Origin of the sequence: Streptomyces sp., assembly GCF_035645055.1 — a bacterium.
GTDB lineage: Bacteria > Actinomycetota > Actinomycetes > Streptomycetales > Streptomycetaceae > Streptomyces.
The window spans coordinates 21845-40447 of the sequence record NZ_DASQNH010000063.1 but is presented as its reverse complement, the minus strand read 5'-3'; the positions used below and the strand labels follow the sequence as shown (position 1 = coordinate 40447).

The 18603-nt window shown below is 72.8% G+C and carries 21 protein-coding genes; 20 read left to right on the top strand and 1 reads right to left on the bottom strand.

Annotated elements, in window-relative coordinates; all coding sequences use genetic code 11:
• Positions 1-102 precede the first annotated feature (102 nt).
• From VE614_RS20680 to VE614_RS20640, 9 genes are all read left to right on the top strand, one after another.
• Positions 103-582, top strand: a complete 480-nt coding sequence (locus VE614_RS20680; protein WP_324938988.1) for a cobalamin B12-binding domain-containing protein — start codon at positions 103-105, stop codon at positions 580-582.
• Positions 582-1865 carry a methylaspartate mutase gene (locus VE614_RS20675; protein ID WP_324938985.1) on the top strand — a complete coding sequence of 428 codons (1284 nt, stop codon included), beginning with the start codon at positions 582-584 and terminating at the stop codon, positions 1863-1865. Before VE614_RS20680 ends, VE614_RS20675 begins: the two co-directional genes overlap by 1 nt.
• Positions 1862-2797: a transporter substrate-binding domain-containing protein gene (locus tag VE614_RS20670; protein WP_324938982.1), complete on the top strand. Its 936-nt coding sequence runs from the start codon at positions 1862-1864 to the stop codon at positions 2795-2797. Before VE614_RS20675 ends, VE614_RS20670 begins: the two co-directional genes overlap by 4 nt.
• Positions 2798-2890: 93 nt before the next feature.
• Positions 2891-3802 (top strand): DMT family transporter, encoded by a 912-nt coding sequence (locus VE614_RS20665; protein WP_324939033.1) that lies wholly within the window; start codon positions 2891-2893, stop codon positions 3800-3802.
• On the top strand, positions 3799-4842 hold the full coding sequence (locus tag VE614_RS20660; protein WP_324938979.1) for an aspartate-semialdehyde dehydrogenase: 1044 nt from the start codon (positions 3799-3801) through the stop codon (positions 4840-4842). The genes VE614_RS20665 and VE614_RS20660 overlap by 4 nt, the downstream gene beginning before the upstream one ends.
• Entirely contained in the window at positions 4839-5939 is a 1101-nt protein-coding gene (locus tag VE614_RS20655) for an aspartate kinase (RefSeq protein WP_324938976.1), read from the top strand. The genes VE614_RS20660 and VE614_RS20655 overlap by 4 nt, the downstream gene beginning before the upstream one ends.
• A 5-nt stretch (positions 5940-5944) precedes the next feature.
• Positions 5945-6937, top strand: coding sequence for a TauD/TfdA family dioxygenase (locus VE614_RS20650; RefSeq protein ID WP_324938973.1), 993 nt, complete (start codon positions 5945-5947; stop codon positions 6935-6937).
• A gap of 140 nt (positions 6938-7077) precedes the next feature.
• A complete protein-coding gene (locus VE614_RS20645) occupies positions 7078-8100 on the top strand; it encodes a LuxR C-terminal-related transcriptional regulator (RefSeq protein WP_324938970.1) in 1023 nt (340 codons plus the stop codon).
• A 115-nt stretch (positions 8101-8215) separates the two neighbouring features.
• Positions 8216-9112 carry a LysR family transcriptional regulator gene (locus VE614_RS20640; protein ID WP_086735300.1) on the top strand — a complete coding sequence of 299 codons (897 nt, stop codon included), beginning with the start codon at positions 8216-8218 and terminating at the stop codon, positions 9110-9112.
• A gap of 131 nt (positions 9113-9243) precedes the next feature.
• On the opposite strand, the gene VE614_RS20635 is transcribed toward VE614_RS20640, so the two are convergent.
• A complete protein-coding gene (locus VE614_RS20635) occupies positions 9244-10113 on the bottom strand; it encodes an LLM class F420-dependent oxidoreductase (protein ID WP_324938966.1) in 870 nt (289 codons plus the stop codon).
• 371 nt (positions 10114-10484) lie between these two features.
• Between VE614_RS20635 and VE614_RS20630 the strand changes: the two genes are divergently transcribed.
• The 11 genes from VE614_RS20630 (at position 10485) to VE614_RS20580 (ending at position 18601) form a co-directional block, all read left to right on the top strand.
• Positions 10485-11264 (top strand): SDR family oxidoreductase, encoded by a 780-nt coding sequence (locus VE614_RS20630; RefSeq protein WP_324938963.1) that lies wholly within the window; start codon positions 10485-10487, stop codon positions 11262-11264.
• 152 nt (positions 11265-11416) lie between these two features.
• A complete protein-coding gene (locus VE614_RS20625; protein ID WP_324938960.1) occupies positions 11417-11881 on the top strand; it encodes a nuclear transport factor 2 family protein in 465 nt (154 codons plus the stop codon).
• Entirely contained in the window at positions 11878-12327 is a 450-nt protein-coding gene (locus VE614_RS20620) for a nuclear transport factor 2 family protein (protein WP_324938957.1), read from the top strand. Before VE614_RS20625 ends, VE614_RS20620 begins: the two co-directional genes overlap by 4 nt.
• Positions 12324-13358, top strand: coding sequence for an ankyrin repeat domain-containing protein (locus VE614_RS20615; RefSeq protein ID WP_324938954.1), 1035 nt, complete (start codon positions 12324-12326; stop codon positions 13356-13358). Before VE614_RS20620 ends, VE614_RS20615 begins: the two co-directional genes overlap by 4 nt.
• A gap of 27 nt (positions 13359-13385) precedes the next feature.
• Positions 13386-13694 (top strand): muconolactone Delta-isomerase, encoded by a 309-nt coding sequence (locus tag VE614_RS20610; protein WP_043499308.1) that lies wholly within the window; start codon positions 13386-13388, stop codon positions 13692-13694.
• Between the two features lie 46 nt (positions 13695-13740).
• Entirely contained in the window at positions 13741-14433 is a 693-nt protein-coding gene (locus VE614_RS20605; protein WP_324938949.1) for an EthD domain-containing protein, read from the top strand.
• A gap of 52 nt (positions 14434-14485) precedes the next feature.
• A complete protein-coding gene (locus VE614_RS20600; RefSeq protein ID WP_324938944.1) occupies positions 14486-15745 on the top strand; it encodes an MFS transporter in 1260 nt (419 codons plus the stop codon).
• Between the two features lie 37 nt (positions 15746-15782).
• Positions 15783-16181 (top strand): cupin domain-containing protein, encoded by a 399-nt coding sequence (locus tag VE614_RS20595; protein WP_324938941.1) that lies wholly within the window; start codon positions 15783-15785, stop codon positions 16179-16181.
• A gap of 25 nt (positions 16182-16206) precedes the next feature.
• Entirely contained in the window at positions 16207-16833 is a 627-nt protein-coding gene (locus VE614_RS20590; protein WP_324938939.1) for an NADPH-dependent F420 reductase, read from the top strand.
• A gap of 36 nt (positions 16834-16869) precedes the next feature.
• On the top strand, positions 16870-17166 hold the full coding sequence (locus tag VE614_RS20585) for a hypothetical protein (protein WP_324938933.1): 297 nt from the start codon (positions 16870-16872) through the stop codon (positions 17164-17166).
• A 49-nt stretch (positions 17167-17215) separates the two neighbouring features.
• On the top strand, positions 17216-18601 hold the full coding sequence (locus VE614_RS20580; RefSeq protein WP_324938930.1) for an FAD-binding oxidoreductase: 1386 nt from the start codon (positions 17216-17218) through the stop codon (positions 18599-18601).
• Positions 18602-18603 lie beyond the last annotated feature (2 nt).

Sequence of the window (18603 nt, the reverse complement as noted above, 5' to 3'; positions counted from 1 at the left end):
AACAACTCCCGGCCGGTGTATGGAAATTCCTGATCGTCCGCTTTCGGATTTCCGTTCGGCGCAGGCTGTACTTATCGCCGGGCAAATCCAAGAGTGAGAGTCATGTCTGTTCACCCGATACGGACCCACCCGCTGCGCGTCACGGTGTCCAGCGTCTCCTCCGACGCCCACATGTGGAACCTGGTCCACTTGCAGCTGCTGCTCGAAGAAGCCGGACACGAGGTCACCAACCTCGGGGTGTGCCCGCCGGACGCCACCGTGCTGGACGCCTGCCGCGGCGCCGGCCGGCCCGATCTGCTGGTGCTCTCCACCGTCAACGGCCACGGTCACCTCGACGGACTGCGCCTGGTGCGCACCCTGCGCCGCGACCTCGAACTCGCCGCCCTGCCCGTGGTCATCGGCGGCAAGCTCGGGGTGCGCGGCGCCGCCGACGACCGGCTCGGGCCGCGGCTGCTGGACGCCGGTTTCACCGCCGTGTTCAACGAGTCCGAGGAACCCGCCGAGCGGCTGCTCGCCGACTTCCTGGGCTTCCTCGGCACGCTGGCCGCGACGGCCCCGCCGATCCCCGCCGGAGCGCACTGATGGGCCGGTTCGCCGACCGGGTGCGCGCCGCTCGGGCCGAACGGCGGCTCGTGGTCCAGCCGCGGATGGGCTTCGGCGCGCTGGAGAGGATGCGGGCCGGCCTGCTCGCCGTACGTGACTGCCGGGCCACCACCGTCGGAACGGTCACCCTCGACAGCTACACCCGCGTCGGCGACCACGCCTCCGCCCGCCGCGCCCTGGCCGAGACCGGCGGCGCCGACCTCAACGGCTTCCCGCTCCAGGCGCACGGCGCGAGGGCCGTGCGGGAACTGCTCGCGAGCGTCGCCGAGGACGGCTTCCCGGTGCAGGTGCGGCACGGCTCGCCGCTGCCCCTGGAGCTGTTCCGGACCATGGTCGAGGCGGGCGCCGACGCCACCGAGGGCGGCCCCGTCTCGTACTGCCTGCCCTACGGCCGCGTCCCGCTGCCCGAGGCCGCCGCCAACTGGGCCCGCTGCTGCGAACTGGCCGCCGAAGCCGCCGAACCGATGCACCTGGAGACCTTCGGCGGCTGCATGCTGGGCCAGCTCTGCCCGCCCTCGCTGCTGGTGGCGCTCAGCGTGCTGGAGGCGCGGTTCTTCCGCGAGCACGGGCTGCGCTCGGTCTCCCTCAGCTATGCCCAGCAGGTCCACCTCGGTCAGGACCTCGAAGCCCTCGCCGCGCTGCGCCGGCTCGCCGCCGAGCACCTGCCCGACACGGACTGGCACGTCACCCTCTACACCTACATGGGCGTCTTCCCGCGCACCCCCATCGGCTCCTTCCGGCTGCTGGAGGACAGCGTGCGGCTCGCCGTGCACAGCGGCACCGAACGGCTCATCGTCAAGACACCCGCCGAGGCCCGGCGCATCCCCGCCGTCGAGGAGAACGTCGAGGCCCTGGAGTTCGCCGGCGCGATCGCCCGGCAGGCCGCCGCCGACTGCGCGGTCACCCGGTGCCCCGAGCCCACCGGCACCGGCCTGCTCGACGAGGCCCGCACCCTGGTCGACGCCACCCTGGAGCTGGGCCGCACCACGGGCGCCGCCCTGGTGTCCGCGTTCGCCCGCGGCGTCCTCGACGTGCCGTACTGCCTGCACCGCGACAACGCGGGCGCCGCCCGCGCCGTCATCGACGAGCACGGCATGCTCGCCTGGTCCCGGGCCGGCGGCATGCCGGTGACGGTCCGCGGCACCGGCCGGCAGCACACCGGCCCGCTCACCGCCCGCCGGCTCACCACGATGCTGGCCCACAACGAACGCCGCTACGACCGGGAGCACACCGTCGGCGCCCTGCTGCGGAGCCCGGCATGACCGCCCGGACGGCCCTCGCCGGCACCCTGGCCCGGGTGCGGGCCCGCGGCGCGGTGCGCGCCCTGGTCTCCCAGGGCCAGCCCGGGCTCTCGCTGCGCACCCATGACGGCCGCTGGACCGGTCTGGACGCCGATGTGGCGCGCGCTGTCGCCGCCGCCGTCGCCGGGGACCCGGAGGCCGTCGACTGGCGTCCCGCGAGCCCCGCCGAACGGCTCACCCGGCTGGCCGCGGGGGAGGCCGACCTGACGGTGTGCAACGTCAGCTGGACCATGGGCCGCGAGGCCGCCCACGGGCTGCTCTTCGCCGGGGTCACCTGCTACGACGGCGAGGGCTTCCTGGTGCCCGCCGCCTCCGGCGTCACCGACCCCGCCGCGCTCGCGGGACACCGCGTCGCCGTGCACGCGGGCTCCACCACCCCGGCCAACCTGGCCGCCTGGTACGGGCCGCGCGGCCTCGCCGTCCACCCGGTCGCCTTTGACGACCCGCGGCGGGCGCTGGACGCGTACGCGTCGGGGGAGTGCGCCGCCTACGTCCTGGACAAGGTGGCCCTCGCCGGGGCCCGCCGCACCCTGCCCGACCCGGCCGCGCACCGCATCCTGCCCGCCGAGATCTCCCGCGAGCCGATGGCCGCCGTGGTCCGCGACGACGACCCGGGCTGGTTCCGCATCTGCCGCTGGGTGCTCCAGTTGCTGTTCGCCGCCGAGTACGAGACCCACCGCGCGGGCCGCGCCGCCGTCGCCCGGCAGGCCGGCCGGCACGGCCCCGCCGCCGGACTCGACACCGGCTGGGCCGCCCGGGTGCTCGACGCCGTCGGCAGCTACGCCGAGCTGTACGAACGCAACCTGGGCCACGCCTCCGGGCTCGACGTGCCGCGCGGGCCCAACGAGCTGTGGACCAGGGGCGGCCTGCACTACGCCGTGCCCCTGTACTGACATCCCCCCACCGAACGCGAAGGCGAGGTACGACCCGTGACCACTCCACCCTCCCGGCAGCAGACCAGAGGTGCCGTCGAACTCACCGCCGCGATGGTCCTCTCGGGCACCCTGGGCGTCTTCGTCGTCGAGTCCGGCCAGTCCAGCTTCAACGTGGTCTTCTTCCGCTGCCTCTTCGGCGCGCTCGCCCTCGCCGCCTACTGCGCGCTGCGCGGCTTCTTCACCGACCACCGCTTCACCCGCCGCACCTTCGCGCTCGCCGTGCTCGGCGGGGTGTGCATCGTCTTCAACTGGGTGCTGCTGTTCAGCGCGTACACCACCACGTCGATCTCGGTGGCGACCGTCGTCTACCACACCCAGCCGTTCTACGTCGTGCTGCTCGGCCTGCTGCTGTTCAGGGAACGCCTCGACCGCCACCAGGCGGGCTGGATCATCGTCGCCTTCGCCGGAGTGCTGCTCGTCGCCGACCTCACCGCGGGCGGCGGCGCGGACGGCGGCGCCTATCTGCTCGGCGTCGGCCAGGCGCTGCTCGCCGCGCTGCTGTACGCCTTCGCCACCGTCATCGCCAAGCACCTGACCGGCGTACGCCCCGAACTCACCGCCCTCATCCAGGCGTCCGTCGGCATCCCGCTGCTGCTGCCGTTCGCCGCGCTCGGCGAGACCGCCGGACTCGGCGCCGGCTGGGCGTGGCTCGCCGGCCTCGGGGTGATCCACACCTGCCTGATGTACATCCTGCTGTACGCCTCGTACCAGAAGCTGCCCACCGCGAGGATCGCGGTGCTGTCCTTCGTGTACCCGGCGGTGGCGATCCTCGTCGACTTCACGGTCTACGGCCACCACATCACGCTGCTCCAGGCCCTGGGCGTCCCGCTGATCGCGGCGGCCGGCCTCGGCGTGAACCTCGGCTGGCCCCTGCTGCCCGCCGCCCGGCGCCGCACGTCACCAGGCGACGTGCCGCCGGCCGCGCTCACCCGGACCGCGACCACCCTTAAGGAAACCCGATGACACTCGTCAGCGACCCCACGGCCCCGCGCCTCGCGATCGCCGGAGCGACCGGAGCCGTCGGCCACACCCTCATCGAACTGATCGCCTCCCGGGGCCTGCGGCACCGCGGCGTGAAGCTCGCCGCGTCCGCGCGCTCCGCGGGCCGGGCGATCGACGTCGACGGCCGGGCCACGGTGGTGGAGGACCTGGAGCGCACCGACTTCTCCGACGTCGACATCGCCTTCTTCTCCGCCGGCACCTCCGTCAGCCTCCAATGGGCGCGCAAGGCGGCCGCGCAGGGCGCGCTGGTCATCGACAACACCAACGCCTTCCGCATGGACCCCGACACCCCGCTCGTGGTGCCGCAGGTCAACGCCGGCGTGCTCACCGGCCGCCCGGTGAGCGGCATCATCGCCAACCCCAACTGCTCCACCATCCCGCTGGTCCGGCTGCTGACCGCGGTCCACGAGCGCTGGGGCATCCGGCAGGTCGTCGTCAGCACCTACCAGGCCGCCTCCGGGCAGGGCCGGCAGGGCATCGAGGAGCTGCGGGTGGGCAGCGAGCTGGCGCTGTACGACCCGGGCGCCGAACTGCCCGCCGAGCGCTTCACCGCCCCCCTCGCCTTCAACGCGGTCCCGTTCATCGACAAGCTGCTGGACAGCGGGTTCACCCTGGAGGAGCAGAAGATGCTCCAGGAGTCCCGCAAGATCCTCGGCCTGCCCCACCTCGACGTCACCACCACCTGCGTGCGGGTGCCGGTGGTCAACTGCCATTCCGAGGCCGTCTGGGTGGAGGCCGCGGCCCCGGTGGACCGCGGCGAGCTGGTCGCCCGGCTCGCCGCGCTGCCCGAGGTCACCGTCCACGACCGGGACGTCCCGGGCCGCTTCCCGACCCCGCTGACCGCGGGGAATCCCGACCATGTGCACGTCGGCCGGGTGCGGGTGGCCCCGCACAATCCGCGCGGCTTCTGGCTCTGGCTGGTCGCCGACAACCTGCGGATCGGAGCCGCCCTCAACGCCGTCCAGATCGCCGAGACCGTCCTCGAACGGGGGTTGCTGTGAGCGACGTCGCCATCCTGAAGTTCGGCGGTTCCACCTTCCGCACCCACGCCGCCTACGACGTGCTGGCGGCCGGCCTGGAGGAACGGCTGGACCGCGAGGGCCGCCGGCTGGCCGTGGTGGTCAGCGCCATGCAGGGGGAGACCGAGCAGCTGCGCGGCCGGCTGCACGAGGTCAACGAACACCCCGAGGACGCCACCTCGGCCGGCCTGCTCGCCACCGCCGACCTGGTCAGCGCCCATCTGCTGGCCACCGCCCTGCACCGCAGGGGCCGCACCGCCACCGTGCTCGCCGGCCACCAGGTCGGCCTCATCACCAACTCGTCGTTCCTGTGGGCGCGCGTCATCGAGACCGACCCCGGCCCGCTCAGCCGCACCCTGTCCGAGCACGAGGTCGTGGTGGTGCCCGGCGGCCAGGCCGTGGACGCCCAGGGGCGGCCCACCTGGCTGGGCAAGAACAGCTCCGACCTGTCCGCGATCGCCGTCGCCCGCGCGGTCGGCGGCACCGCCTGCGAGATCCACTCCGACGTCGACGGCATCTACACCTCCGACCCGCACCTGGTGCGCGGAGCCCACCTGCTGCCCCGGGTCTCCTACAACATGGCCGCCCTGATGTCCCTGTACGGCGCCAAGGTGCTGCACCGCAGGGCCGTCCAGCTCGCCCTGCGGCACGGCATCGAGATCGAGCTGCGCTACAACCGGGCCCCGTTCTCCCGGGGCACCACCATCAGCCGCGAGGGGGACCAGATGGCCGCGATCGTCTTCAACCAGCGGTCCGTGGTGCTCGGCTACGACTCCGACGACGCCGCCGACTGCGCGCACGGCGTCTTCCACGCCGCCGGCATCGACACCGTGCGGCTCACCGAGAAGCCGTGGGTCGCGGTCGTCGGCGGCTATGTCGACCTGGAGGCCGTCCAGCGCCGGCAGAACCTCACCCCCGGCGGCTACGTCGGCGTCCCCGTGGCCGAGATCCGCGGCTCCAGGGTCACCACCCACATCGCCGAGAGCGGAGAGGACGCCCTGCACCTCGCCCAGCGGCTGCACGACGCGCTCGACATGCCGGGCGCGACGGCACCGCGCCCCCACCTCGCCGGAGTGTGACCGCCATGACCTTCGCCGACCTCACCCTGCCGGACGGCGTCCGTGACGACCTCGCCGCCCGGCTGGCACCGCTGCCCGACCCGGCCGCCGACATCGACACCGCGCTCACCCGCTGCCTCCAGGCCTTCGCCGCCGCCCTGCCGACCGAACCCCTCCGGCGGCTGCTGGACTTCGGCCGGCACAACGACGCCCCCGGCCTGATGCGGGTGCGCAACCTCCCGCGGGACGCTCAGCTGCCGCCCACCCCCGTCGACGGCGGGCCCAGCACCGCCAAACGGAGCTTCGTCGCCGAGAGCGTGCTGCTCGGCCTGACCGGACTGCTCGGCGAGCCGATCGGCGTGCTCACCGAGAAGGACGGCCGGCTCGTGCACGACGTGGTTCCGGTGCGGGAGGGCGAACGGGCCCAGACCAACCAGGGCTCCGCCGTCTTCCTCAACTTCCACAGCGACATCACCTACGACACCATCGGCCGCTACGACCTCGCCAATCCGGACTTCCTCGTCCTCAACTGCCTGCGCGGCGCCCCCGACGACGACGCCGTCACCTACTACGCCGACGCCCGCGACCTGTGCCGCCGGCTGCCCGGCCCGGTCGTCGACACCCTGCGCAGCCCCCTGTTCCGGCTCAACGCGCCCGGCAGTTACACCCGCGGCGTCGCCGGGGACGCCGAGGTGCTGTCCGACCCGGTGCCGATCCTCAGCGGCGCCGAGCGCTTCCCCGAGATCGCCGTCTCGGCCAACGGCGTCCGCGCGCTCACCCGGGGCGCCGAGGCCGCGCTCCAGGCGCTGAAGGAGGCCTGCCGGGAGACCGCCGACGCGGTCCGCCTCCAGCCGGGCCACGCCCTGCTGATCAACAACCGCAAGGGCGTGCACGCCCGCTCCACCTTCCGGGCCGGCTACGACGGCCGGGACCGCTGGCTCCAGCGCACCTACATCCGGCGCAGCCTGTGGACCGTCCGATACCGGGCCACCCCGGAGGACCGCCGGGTGCATTACTGAGCCGGTCACGCGGCCCACATAACGCTGTCAAGGCGGCGTACGCCCGGGACCCGCCCCGCGCCCGGCGACCGCCCTACGCTGGAACAGATGACCGACCCGAGGTCACCGGACCACCGCGACACCGGCCAGGAGGTGAGGAATTGAGCGACGGAATTCCTCTTCTGGACGAGCTGGCGGTCGCGGCCTACGAACGGGCTCTGCGCCTCGGATCCTTCGACGACGCGGAGATGGCCGCCGGGCTCGGCGTGGACCCGGCCCACGCCGAGCAGGTCCGCAAGGCCCTCCAGGACCTCAGGCTGCTGAGCGCCGACGCGCCCGGCCGGCCCGTCGTCCCGCTCGACCCGGAGGCCGCCGAGGCCGAACTGGTCACCCCGCTGGAGCTGGCCATCGCCCGGCGGCGCCGCGAGGCCGCCCGCATCCACCAGGAACTGCGCTCCCTCGCCGCCGCCTACCGGGCCCGCCACCGCGGGCCCGCCGCCGGTGCCACGGTCACCGTCCTCGACGACGTCGAGGACGTACGCCGGGAGATCGACCGCGTCCGGTACGGCTGTACCCGGGAGCGGATGAGCCTCCAGTCGGGCGGCGGACGGCCGCCCGGACTCCTGGAGGCCGACCGCGAGCACACCCTGGAACTGCTGCGCCGCGGCGTCCGGGTGCGCACCCTGTACCAGCACACCGCCCGCGCCAGCCTCGCCACCCGCACCTACGTCCAGGAGATCACCCGCCAGGGCGCCGAGGTGCGCACCGTGGAGGAGCTGTCCGAACGGCTCATCGTGTACGACCGCGAGGTCGCCTTCATCCCGAAGGAGCCGACCGGCGGCGGGCCGCCCGGCGCGGCCGTCGTCAGCGAGCCGACCGTGGTCGGCTACCTCTGCCGGTCCTTCGAGTCGGTCTGGCAGATCGGCCGCCCCTTCCAGGTGGACGGGCAGCCCGCGGAGTACCAGCAGCTCGCGGAAGAGGTACGGCTGTCCATCATCCGCCTCATGGCCCTCGGCCTGAAGGACGAGGTCATCGCCCGCCGGCTGGGCATGGCCACCCGGACCTGCCGCCGCCACATCTCCGCGATCATGGAGGACATGGGGGCCGTCAGCCGTTTCCAGGCGGGCCTGCTCATCGGCCGTCAGGACACGGCGCGGGACGGGCACGACGCGGCTGGCCGCTAACTGACCCCGCCTGTCCGCAAGGGGACACCACCGGACCGTGGAATCACCGTCCACCCCGGTGGTGTGCTGACAAAGGAAATGCATCCGCTGTTTCGGCCCAGGCAGGGAGAGGACCATGGATATCAGGCAGCTGGCGGCGTTCCACAAGGTGGCCACGCTGCTCAGTTTCTCGAAGGCGGCCACGGAGCTGAAATACGCCCAGTCCAGCGTCACCAGCCAGATCAAGGGCCTGGAGATGTCGCTCGGCGTGGACCTCTTCGACCGCCTCGGCGGACGCATCCAGCTCACCGAGGCGGGCCAGCGGCTGCTGCCCTACGCCGAGCAGATGCTGACCCTGGCGGGCGAGGCGCGCGGCGCCACGGTCGGCTCGGGGGACCCCGCCGGCGTACTGACCATCGGCTCGATGGAGTCCATCACCTCCTACCGCATGCCGCCCCTGCTGGAGTTCTTCCACCACCGCTATCCGGCCCTGCACATCGTGCTGCGGCCCAGCCTGTGCGCGGAGACCTGCCACGCCCTGCGGCAGGGCATGTTCGACATGGGCTTCCTGATGGAGGCCGAGACCCAGCACCCCGGCGTGCAGACCGAGGTGCTCGGCTCCGAGCCGCTCACCGTGGTCGCCGCCCCGGACCACCCGCTCACCCGGCTGCCCAAGGTGACCACCGAGGAACTGCGCCGCACGCAGGTGATCTCCGCGGAGGCGGGCTGCGCCTACCGCGAGCTGTTCGAGGCCGAGCTGAACGACGGCACCGGCGAGGCGCTGCCGTTCCTGGAGTTCGGCACCATCGAGTCCATCAAGCGCGGGGTGGCCGCCGGACTCGGCATCTCCCTGCTGCCCACCGCCTGTGTCCAGGACGCCCTCGACGCGGGCATCCTGGTCCGGCTCGACTGGGAGATCCCCTTCCAGGTCTTCACCCAGCTCGCCTGGCGCCGCGGCAAGAACCTCACCCGCGAGATGCGTGTCTTCACCGACCAGACCATGCGCTTCCTCGCCGAGGAGTACGGACGCTAGGGGGTGCCTCGCCGATCATGCCGGGCTGATCGACGCGACACCCTGAGGCGTGTCCCCCCAGGGCACGCCGAAGGCCCTCCCGAAATCCCGGAGGGCCTGCGCCGTACGCGGTGCCGGGCGGTGGCGGACGGTCACTCCCGGGCCACCGGCGCCAGCTCCTCCAGGGTGCTGCGCAGCAGCCGCGCGTGGTCGTCGGCGGTGGCGAGACCGAGCCCCATGGTGCTGAGCGACAGATGAGTCGCCCCCAGGTCCCGCCAGCCGGCCACGAAGTCCGGCCACTTGGCCTCGGGCACCCGGGCCAGCTCCAGCCGGGCCTCGAACCCGAGTTCCGCGGGGTCCCGGCCGGCCTGCAGGGCGTACGACCGCACCCGGCCCACCATCGCCCGGGCCGTCTCGTCCGGTGCCCGCAGCGGCAGCCAGCCGTCGCCCAGCTCCCCGGCCCGGCGCAGCACCGGCTCGGCGTTGCCGCCGAACCACACCGGGATCCGGCCGCGCGGCGGGCGGGGCAGGATGCCCGCGTCGTCCACCCGGTCCCAGCGTCCCTCGAAGGTGACCGTGGGCCGGCTCCACAACATCCGCAGCAGTGCCACCTGTTCGGAGCTGCGGGCGCCCCGGTCGTGGAAGGAGGCGCCCAGCGCGTCGTACTCCACCTTGTTCCAGCCGACCCCGACCCCGAGCCGCAGCCGGCCCCCGCTGAGCACGTCGACCTCGGCGGCCTGCTTGGCCACCAGGGCGGTCTGGCGCTGCGGCAGCACCAGCACCCCGGTGGCCAGCTCCAGGGTGCGGGTGACCCCGGCCAGATAGCCGAACAGCACGAACACCTCGTGGAAGAGGTGGTCGCTGGTGAAGCCGTACCAGCCGGGCCGCGAGCCGGTGCCGACGCCGAGCACATGGTCGAAGGCGGCCACGTGGTCGAATCCTGCGTCCTCCACGGCCTGGGCCCAGTCGCGCACGGCTCCCGGGTCCGGGCCGATCTCCAGATGCGGGAAGACCGCACCCATCCTCAGACTCCTGCGCCGATCCATCGTCCGGGCCGCTATCCGATACCGGCCAGACCCCAGCCGTCGTCCTCGCCGGGCCGTGTTCGCCGGTCGCCGGCGTGGGTGCGGTTCACCATGGGAATCTCCTCGTCGCTCGATGGGCCGTCGCCCCACCCTCCGCACCCGGCCCGGGCCCCCGGCCCGGCGGCCCGGACCGCCCGGCGGACTCTGTCAGACCCCGCATGACACTGCGTCAAGTGATCGGAAGTGTCGGTCTCCGGGCGTTCATGTGACGTAGTCCGTACCAAGTCCCCCCGGCCGCGCGGCGGTCGTCCCGCCCGTCGTTACGTTCACGAAAACCGACCGCAGTGCACGTTCGAGGGGAGCACCTCATGGAACTGGACCTCGCCGGCAAGACCGCCCTGATCACCGGAGCCAGCCGGGGAATCGGCCTGGAGATCGCCAGGACCCTGGCCGCCGAGGGCGCCCGGGTGATCGGCGGCGCCCGCACCATCAGCGACCGGCTCCGGGAGACCACGCCGTACGTCTTATCCGTGGACCTGGCGACCGAAGGGGGCCCGGCCGAACTGGTCGACTACGCCCTGGCGGAGCTGGGCGGCATCGACATCCTGGTGAACAACCTGGGATTCCCCTTCACCCGGCCGGGCGGCTTCCTGTCCGTCGACGACAAGGACTGGCGGGAATCGCTCACCATGAACCTGCTCACCGCCGTACGGACCACCCGGGCGGCGCTGCCGAGCATCATCGAGCGGCAGGGCTCCATCGTGAACCTGGGCTCCACCAACGCCCGCAGCCCGGTCCCCGTGGTCGTCGACTACTCGGCGGCCAAGGCGGCCCTGCTGAACCTCGGCAAGTCGCTCGCCGAGGAGTTCGGACCGCGCGGCGTCCGCGTCAACACGGTCGCGGCCGGGCCGGTGATGACCGACGCCTGGACCGGCCCGGGCGGCATCGCCGACACCATCGCCGAGCAGTCCGGGCTCTCCCGGGACGAGGTGCTCGCCCAGGTGCCGCAGCTGCTCGGCAGCTCGACCGGGCGGACCACGACGGCCGCGGAACTGGCCGCGCTCGTGGCGTTCGTCGTCTCGCGCAAGGCACCCAACGCCAACGGCGCCGAGTACGTCGTCGACGGCGGGTTCCTGAAGACCGTCTGAGCCCCGCCCGCCCGTCCGCCGCGGTGATCTGACGTAGTACCCGAGCGGACCTCGCACAGTGGGGCGAGGGTGCCCCTGACGTCCGGCAACCCCGCTGAGGTGCGTCGATAGCGTCGTTCGGACACACCTCGCACAACTCGACGGAGGTGCCCATGAGTTCCCCGGAAGACCGTCTCGACGTGATCGAGACCTGCACCAGGATGCTGTGGTACGTCGACCTGCGCCAGTGGGACGCCCTGCCGGCGCTGCTCGCCGAGAAGGTGACCCTCGACTACACCAGCCTCTTCGGCGGGGAGCCGGTCGTCCGCACCCCCGACCAGGTCATCGCCGACTGGTCCGCCGGGCTCGGCCACCTGAAGGCCACCCAGCACATGATCGGCAACCAGATCGCCGAGGTTCGCGGTGACGTGGCGGCCTTGACCGCCCACTTCCAGGCCACCCACCTGCTGCCCAACCCGTACGGCTCCGAGACGTGGACGCTGGGCGGCCGCTACCGCTTCGACCTGGCCCGCACCGCCGCCGGCTGGCGTATCGCCGGCGTGGTGATGACGGCCCTGTGGGCGGACGGCAACCAGCAGATCATGACCGTTTCGGACGGCCAGAAGGAGACGACATGAGTGAAGCCACCGAGCACACCCGGGACGTCGCCAAGCGCTGGTTCTCCGCCCTGACCGGCGGCGACTTCGCGACCGCGCTCTCGCTGCTCGCCGACGACGTGGAGTGGGTCAACTACCGCCCGGTCCCCGGCTACAACGACGACATGAAGTGGATCGGCACCCTGCACAGTCGCGACGAGGTCGCGCAGAGCGTGCAGGTCTTCGCCGGACAGTGCGACGTGATCTCCGAGGAACTGCTCGACCTCGTCGTCGAGGGCGAGAAGGCCGCCGGGATCATTCACGAGATCTCGCGGGTCAAGGAGACCGGCATCGACTTCGAGATCGTCTTCACCCACTGGCTGACCGTGCGCGACGGCCGGATCGTCCGCTGGGAGTCGCACACCGACCCCTCGCAGATCATCCGCGCCATCCGCGGCGACGCCCCGAAGGCGCGGGCCGCGTCATGAGCGCCGAGCTGATCGCCGCCGTCCGCGCCCGCCGCACCGAGCAGGTCAAGCGGCTGCTGGAGGCGGGCGCCGACCCCGGTACCCGGGAGGCCTCCTCCGGGCTCACCGTGCTGATGATCGCCGCCGGCCAGGCCGACCCGGCCACCACCGGCGCGCTGATCGCCGCGGGCGCCGATGTGCACACCGCCGACAGCAGGGCCGGCGCGACCGCCCTGCACAAGGCCTGCCAGGGCGGCGACCTGGACGTGACCCGGCAGCTCGTGGAGGCCGGCGCGTTCGTGGACGCCGTCGCCCCCACCACCGGGCACACCCCGCTGATGGACGCGCTCTGGTACAAGTACCCCGACCTGGTGGAGTACCTGCTCGACCGGGGCGCCGGGCTCAAGCTGCACACGCACTACGGCTTCTCGCTCGAAGAGCACTTCGCCTACGAGCTGAACGTCAACACCTTCGGCAAGGACAAGCTGCTGCGCGCCGAGCAGCTCCTCAACGAGCGCCGCGAACGCGACAGCGAGACCGTCGAGGCACAGCCGCTGATGGCCGCCGTCTCCGCCGGCGACACCGACCGGGTCCGCGAACTGCTGGCCGCCGGCGCCGAGGTCGACGCCCGCCACCCGATGCTCAACGGCTTCAACGACGCGCACACCCCGCTGCTCGTCGCCGCCCGCGACGGACACGGCGAGATCGTCCGGCTGCTGCTCGACGCGGGCGCCGACATCAACGCCGTCGAGCCCTGCTTCGGCGCCGTACCACTGCACAAGGCCGTCTACAACGGCCACGCCGACATCACCGCCGACCTGGTCGCCCGCGACGGCATCGACCTGGACTTCCAGGGCGCCACCAACGGCTACACCCCGCTGCACGACGCGCTGTGGCACGGCTACGCCGACTGCGTGACCGTGCTGCTCGACGCCGGCGCCCGGCTCGACCTGGTCGGGCACGACGGCAAGACGCCGCTCGACCTGGCCACCGAGGTGTTCGGCGCCGACGACCCCATCACCGAGCGGATCGCGTCGCCGGCCGCGGCCTGACCCGCTCCACGCCCCGAGGAGTTCCCCATGCTGTTCTACGTCCAGATGCGCTGGAACCACGAGGGACGGATCTCCCTGGACGAACTGTGGGAGATCGAGCGCGAGGAGGCCGAGCACGCCCAGGAGACGCTCGACTCCGGGTTCGCCGTCGGCCTGTGGAAGGTCGCCGGCCAGAAGCGGGTGATCGGCATCATCGACGCCCCGAACGCCGAGGAACTGGACCGCACGGCGCTCGGCCGGCTGCCGATGCGCGAGTACCTGGAGTTCGAGCAGGTCTGGGCCCTGCGCGACTACCTCGGCTTCGCCGAAGACGTCAAGAAGGCCTACAAGGTCTGACCCTCGCCCCTGACCCCCGCTCCCGCCCCGCCCCGTGGAGGCAGCCGTGATCCACCAGTTGATCTTCGCCCATCCCAAGCCCGGGATGTCCGAGAAGGAGTTCCAGGACTACTGGGTGAACGTGCACGCCGTGCGGTACGCCGGCAAGATCCCGCAGATCAAGAAGTACCTCATCGACACCCGCATCCCCTTCGGCCCCGAGCCCGAGGACCCGATGTGGAGCGGCATAGCCGAGATCTGGCTGGAGAACGAGGAGGAGCAGCTCGCCTCCCTCCAGACCCCCGAGTTCCTGGAGGGCGCCCGGCTCGACGAGCCCAGGTGGGCCGCCTTCTGGCGCACCGTCGTCCTCGACACCGACGCCCAGGTGCTGCGCGCGGGCGACCACCCGGCGCCCGAGGAGGGCGTCAAGCTGGTCCTCCTCGTCAAGCGCGCCAACGGCACCACGGTCGAGGAGTTCCGCGAGCGCAGCCTCGGCGCGCACGCGGAGCGGATGCTCCAGGTCCCCGGCCTGCGCCGCTACCTGCAGTGCTTCACCCGCGACGGCGCCTACGCCGTCGGCGAGGCCCTGCTCGACGCCGCCTACCTGTTGTCCTTCGACAGCGTGGAGGCGCTCGAAACGGCCGTGGCCTCGGCCGAGTTCACCAAGGCCGTCGACGACCTGCACACGTTCGTCGAGCCCCGCTACATCCACCGGATGGCGGTCCGCGAGCACTGGGTCATCGGCAACGAGAACAGCTGAGCCGCGCCACCGAGCCCGGCCCGGCACCACGCACACGACAAAGGTGGTTCATGTGACAACTCCCGCGCAGTCCCCAAAGGGCGGGACCCGTACCGGGCTCGCCCTGGGAACACTCGCCCTGGGCGCGTTCGTCTTCGGTACGGCGGAACTCGTCATCGTCGGCATCCTGGACCCGATGGCCGAGGACATCGACGTCTCCGTCGGCACCGCCGGCCTGCTGGTCACCGCCTACGCGCTCGGCATCTGCCTCGGCGGACCGCTGCTCACGGCCGCCACCATCCGGTTCGGGCGCCACCTGCTGGTGTGGTCGTCGCTGGCGGTGTTCCTCGCCGCCAACCTGGTCGCCTCGCTCACCACCGAGTACGCCGTGCTGATGGCGGCGCGGGTCGTCTCCGGCTCGCTGCACGGCCTGTTCATCGGCGTGGCCTCGATGCTGGGCGCCCAACTGGTCTCGGCCGGGCAGCAGGGCCGGGCCGTCGCCATGGTCTTCGGCGGCGTCGCCGTCTCCACCGTCATCGGGGTGCCGCTGGGCACCCTGGTCGGCCAGGGGATCGGCTGGCAGGCCACTTTCGTCGGCGTCGCCGCCCTGACCGCCGTGGCGCTCGCCGCGACCTTCCTCTTCGTCCCGCGGATCGGCGCCACCGGGCCCGGCACCAGCCTGCGCTCGCAGGCCCGGCACGCCTTCGCCCCCCGGGTGCTGGCCCAGCTGAGCATCGGACTGCTGCTGATGGGCGGCCAGTTCGCGGCCTTCACCTACCTGGCGTCCTACCTCGAGGACGTCACCGGCATCTCCGGCGGCGCGGTCAGCGCCTTCCTGCTCGTCTACGGCATCGCCAGCGCCGTCGGCGTGTTCGGCGGCGGCCGGTTCGCCGACAGCGGGGCGGCCCGCACCCTCGTCATCGCCAACGTCGTGCTGATCCTGGCCCTGACGGCGCTGTACTTCGTCGGGGAGACCCCGGTGCTGACCGCCGTCGTCCTGCTCGCCTGGGGAGTCGTCGGCTTCGGTCTCGTGCCCTCCTTCCTGCTGCGGGTGATCACACTGGCCGGCCCCGGCGGTGACCTGGGCTCCACCCTCGCCGCCTCCGCCGTCAACGCGGGCATCGCCATCGGAGCGGCCGTCGGCGGGTGGTCGGTGGAGAGCAACGGAGTCGACTCCGTGGTCGTCCTCGCCCTGATCGTCGTCGTCGCCGCGCTGCCCGCCACCTGGGCCACCGGACGGCTGCGGCCCCCGGCGGCACAGGCCGGCGCGAGCCCGGCCGCCGTACCGGCCCCGGAGGCCGGCTCCGTGAAGGCACCGACCAGCTCCGCCTGAGGCCCGCCCGCGGGGCGGCCCGCCGAAAGGACCCGTCATGCAGATCATCGCCAGGAGCAGTCTGCCCACCATCCAGATCAACGGTGAGGTGGCCGCTCACATCCTCAACGCGAGCAAGCACGAGGGCCTCAGCGTCTCGGCGTTCATCGTCGACGTCGCCGCCGACGCCGGGCCGCCCCGCCACAGCCACCCCTACGAGGAGATCTTCATCGTCGTCGACGGCACCGTCCGGCTGGAGGCCGGCGGCGAGAAGATCGACGCCACCCCCGAGGACATCGTCGTCGTACCGGCCGACGTGCCTCACAAGTTCACCGCCCTCGGCCCCGGCCGGGCCCGCATGGTCAACATCCACGCGGCCGTGGAGGTCGTCACCGAGTTCGTCCCGGACGACGACGACCACAACGAGTCCTACGCCTACAACCGTCCCGGCAGCTGAGGGACCGAGGGAAACGAGCACCCACATGAGGATCGGCATTCTGGGCAGCGGGCAGATCGGCGCCACCATGGCCCGCCTGCTCACCGCGGCCGGACACGAGGTGACCGTCGCCAACCGGCGCGGCCCCGCCTCGCTCACCGGGCTCGCCGCCGAACTCGGCGACGGCGCCCGGGCCGGCACCGTGGCGGAGGCGTGTGCCTTCGGCGACCCGCTGGTGATCGCCGCCGTCCCGTTCGGCGCCTACCCGAGCCTGCCGCCCGAGGCGCTGGCCGGGAAGGTCGTCGTCGACACCACCAACTACTTCCCGGGCCGGGACGGTGGCCACGCCGCCCTGGAGGCGGACCGCACCACCTCCTCCGAGCTGATCGCCGCGCATCTGCCGTACTCCCGCGTCGTGAAGGCGGTCAACACGCTCAACTACCGGTACCTGCTCGACCTCGGCCGCCCCGGCGCACCCCACGAGGAGCGTGTCGCGCTCTTCGTGGCCGGTGACGATCCCGAGGCCAACGGGCTCGTCGCCCGGCTGCTGGACGAACTGGGCTTCGCCCCCGTGGAGACCGGCCCGCTCGCCACGGGCGGCCGCCGCCAGCAGCCCGGCACCCCCGTCTTCAACCGGCCCCTGCGGCCCGGCCAGGTGAGCCCGGCCCGCTGATCCCCCGACCGATCTCCCGACCGAGGAAGGCACGAGATGACCATCGTGGAGACCATCCGGTTCAAGCTGCGCGCCGGCGTCGACGACGCCGAGTTCCAGAACACGGACCGCACCATGCAGAAGGAGTACATGGAGCTGCGCCCCGGCTTCCTCAGCCGCGCCACCGCGCGCAGCGCCGACGGCGAGTACCTGGTCACCGTGCGGTGGAGCAGCCCCGAGGAGGCCGAGGCCACCATCGGCGCCTTCTTCTCCGCCCCCGAGACCCAGGCGTTCCTCGCCTCCGTCGACCTGGAGACGGTCCGGTCGAACCGTTACGAACTCATCGAGGCCTGAGCCTGCCCGTCCGGCGCCATTCGAGGACCAGAGAAGAAGTGATGGACCCATGGCACCCTCAACGACCACCCCCGCGTCCGCTGCCGTGCGCCTGCTGCGCACCTCGCTGCGGGGCGGTGTGCTCGCGCCGGGCGACGGCGGCTACGAGTCCGCGCGGCGCCTGTGGAACGGCTCGGTCGACGCCCGCCCGGCGGTCATCGTCCGCCCCGCCGACGAGGCGGACGTGGTCCGGGCGGTCGGCGTCGCCCGGACCCACGGCCTGACCCTCGCGGTGCGCGGCGGCGGCCATGACTGGGCGGGCCGCGGCACCGCGGACGGCGGCCTCGTGATCGACCTGTCCGCGATGCGCGCCGTCACCGTCGACCGCACCGCGCGACTCGCCGTCGCCCAGGGCGGCGCCCGCGCCGGCGACGTCCTCGAAGCCACCCGGCCGTACGGCCTGGCCCCGGTCACCGGCACCGTCAAGGCCGTGGGCCTGGCCGGAGTCACCCTGGCGGGCGGCTACGGACTGCTCAACGGCCGCTGCGGCCTCGCCCTGGACAACCTGGCCGCAGCCCGCGTGGTGCTCGCCGACGGCCGCGCCGTCACCGCCAGCGCCGACGAACACCCCGATCTCTACTGGGCGCTGCGCGGCGGCGGCGGCAACTTCGGCGTCGTCACCGAGCTGCGCTGCCGGCTGCACCCGATCGGCACCGTGCTCGCCGGGATGCTCCTCCACCCGCTCGACCGCGCCCCCGCCGTACTGCGCGGATACCGGGACCTGATCGCGGACGCCGAGGACGAACTCACCGTGATGGCCGGGTTCTTCGGCGGGCCCGACGGCCGGCCGCTGCTCTTCCTGCTGCCGGTGTGGTCCGGCGACATCGACCGCTGCCGCGACGTCGTCGACCGCTTCGACCGGCTGGGCACCCCGCTGGCCGGGCGGGTCTGCCCGCACGAGTACGCCGAGGTCCTCGGCATGTTCGACCAGTCCGTCGTCGACGGGCGGCACAACGAGGTGCGCACCCAGTGGCTGCCGGAGTTCACCGACCGGTCACTGGAGTTGCTGGCCGACGCGGCGGCCGGCGCGACCTCGCCGTACTCGGGCATGTACGTGCACCACTTCCACGGCGCGGCCGGGCGGGTGCCCGCATCGGACACCGCCTTCGCGCTGCGCCGCGACCACCTGCTCGTCGAGATCGCCGCGGCCTGGGAGCCCGCCGACGCGGCGGAGCCGCACCGGCGCTGGGCGCGCGAGGTGTCCGCCGGGTTCGCCCGGCACGCGCTGCCCGGCGGCTACCCCAACCTGCTCGGCCCGGAGGAGTACCAGCGCGCCATCGCCGCGTTCGGCCCGAACACCGGCCGGCTGCTGAAGGTCAAGGAACGCTACGACCCCGATCACCTCTTCAGCGCGGTGGCGGCGCTCGAACCGACCGAAACGACCCCAGGAGCATGATC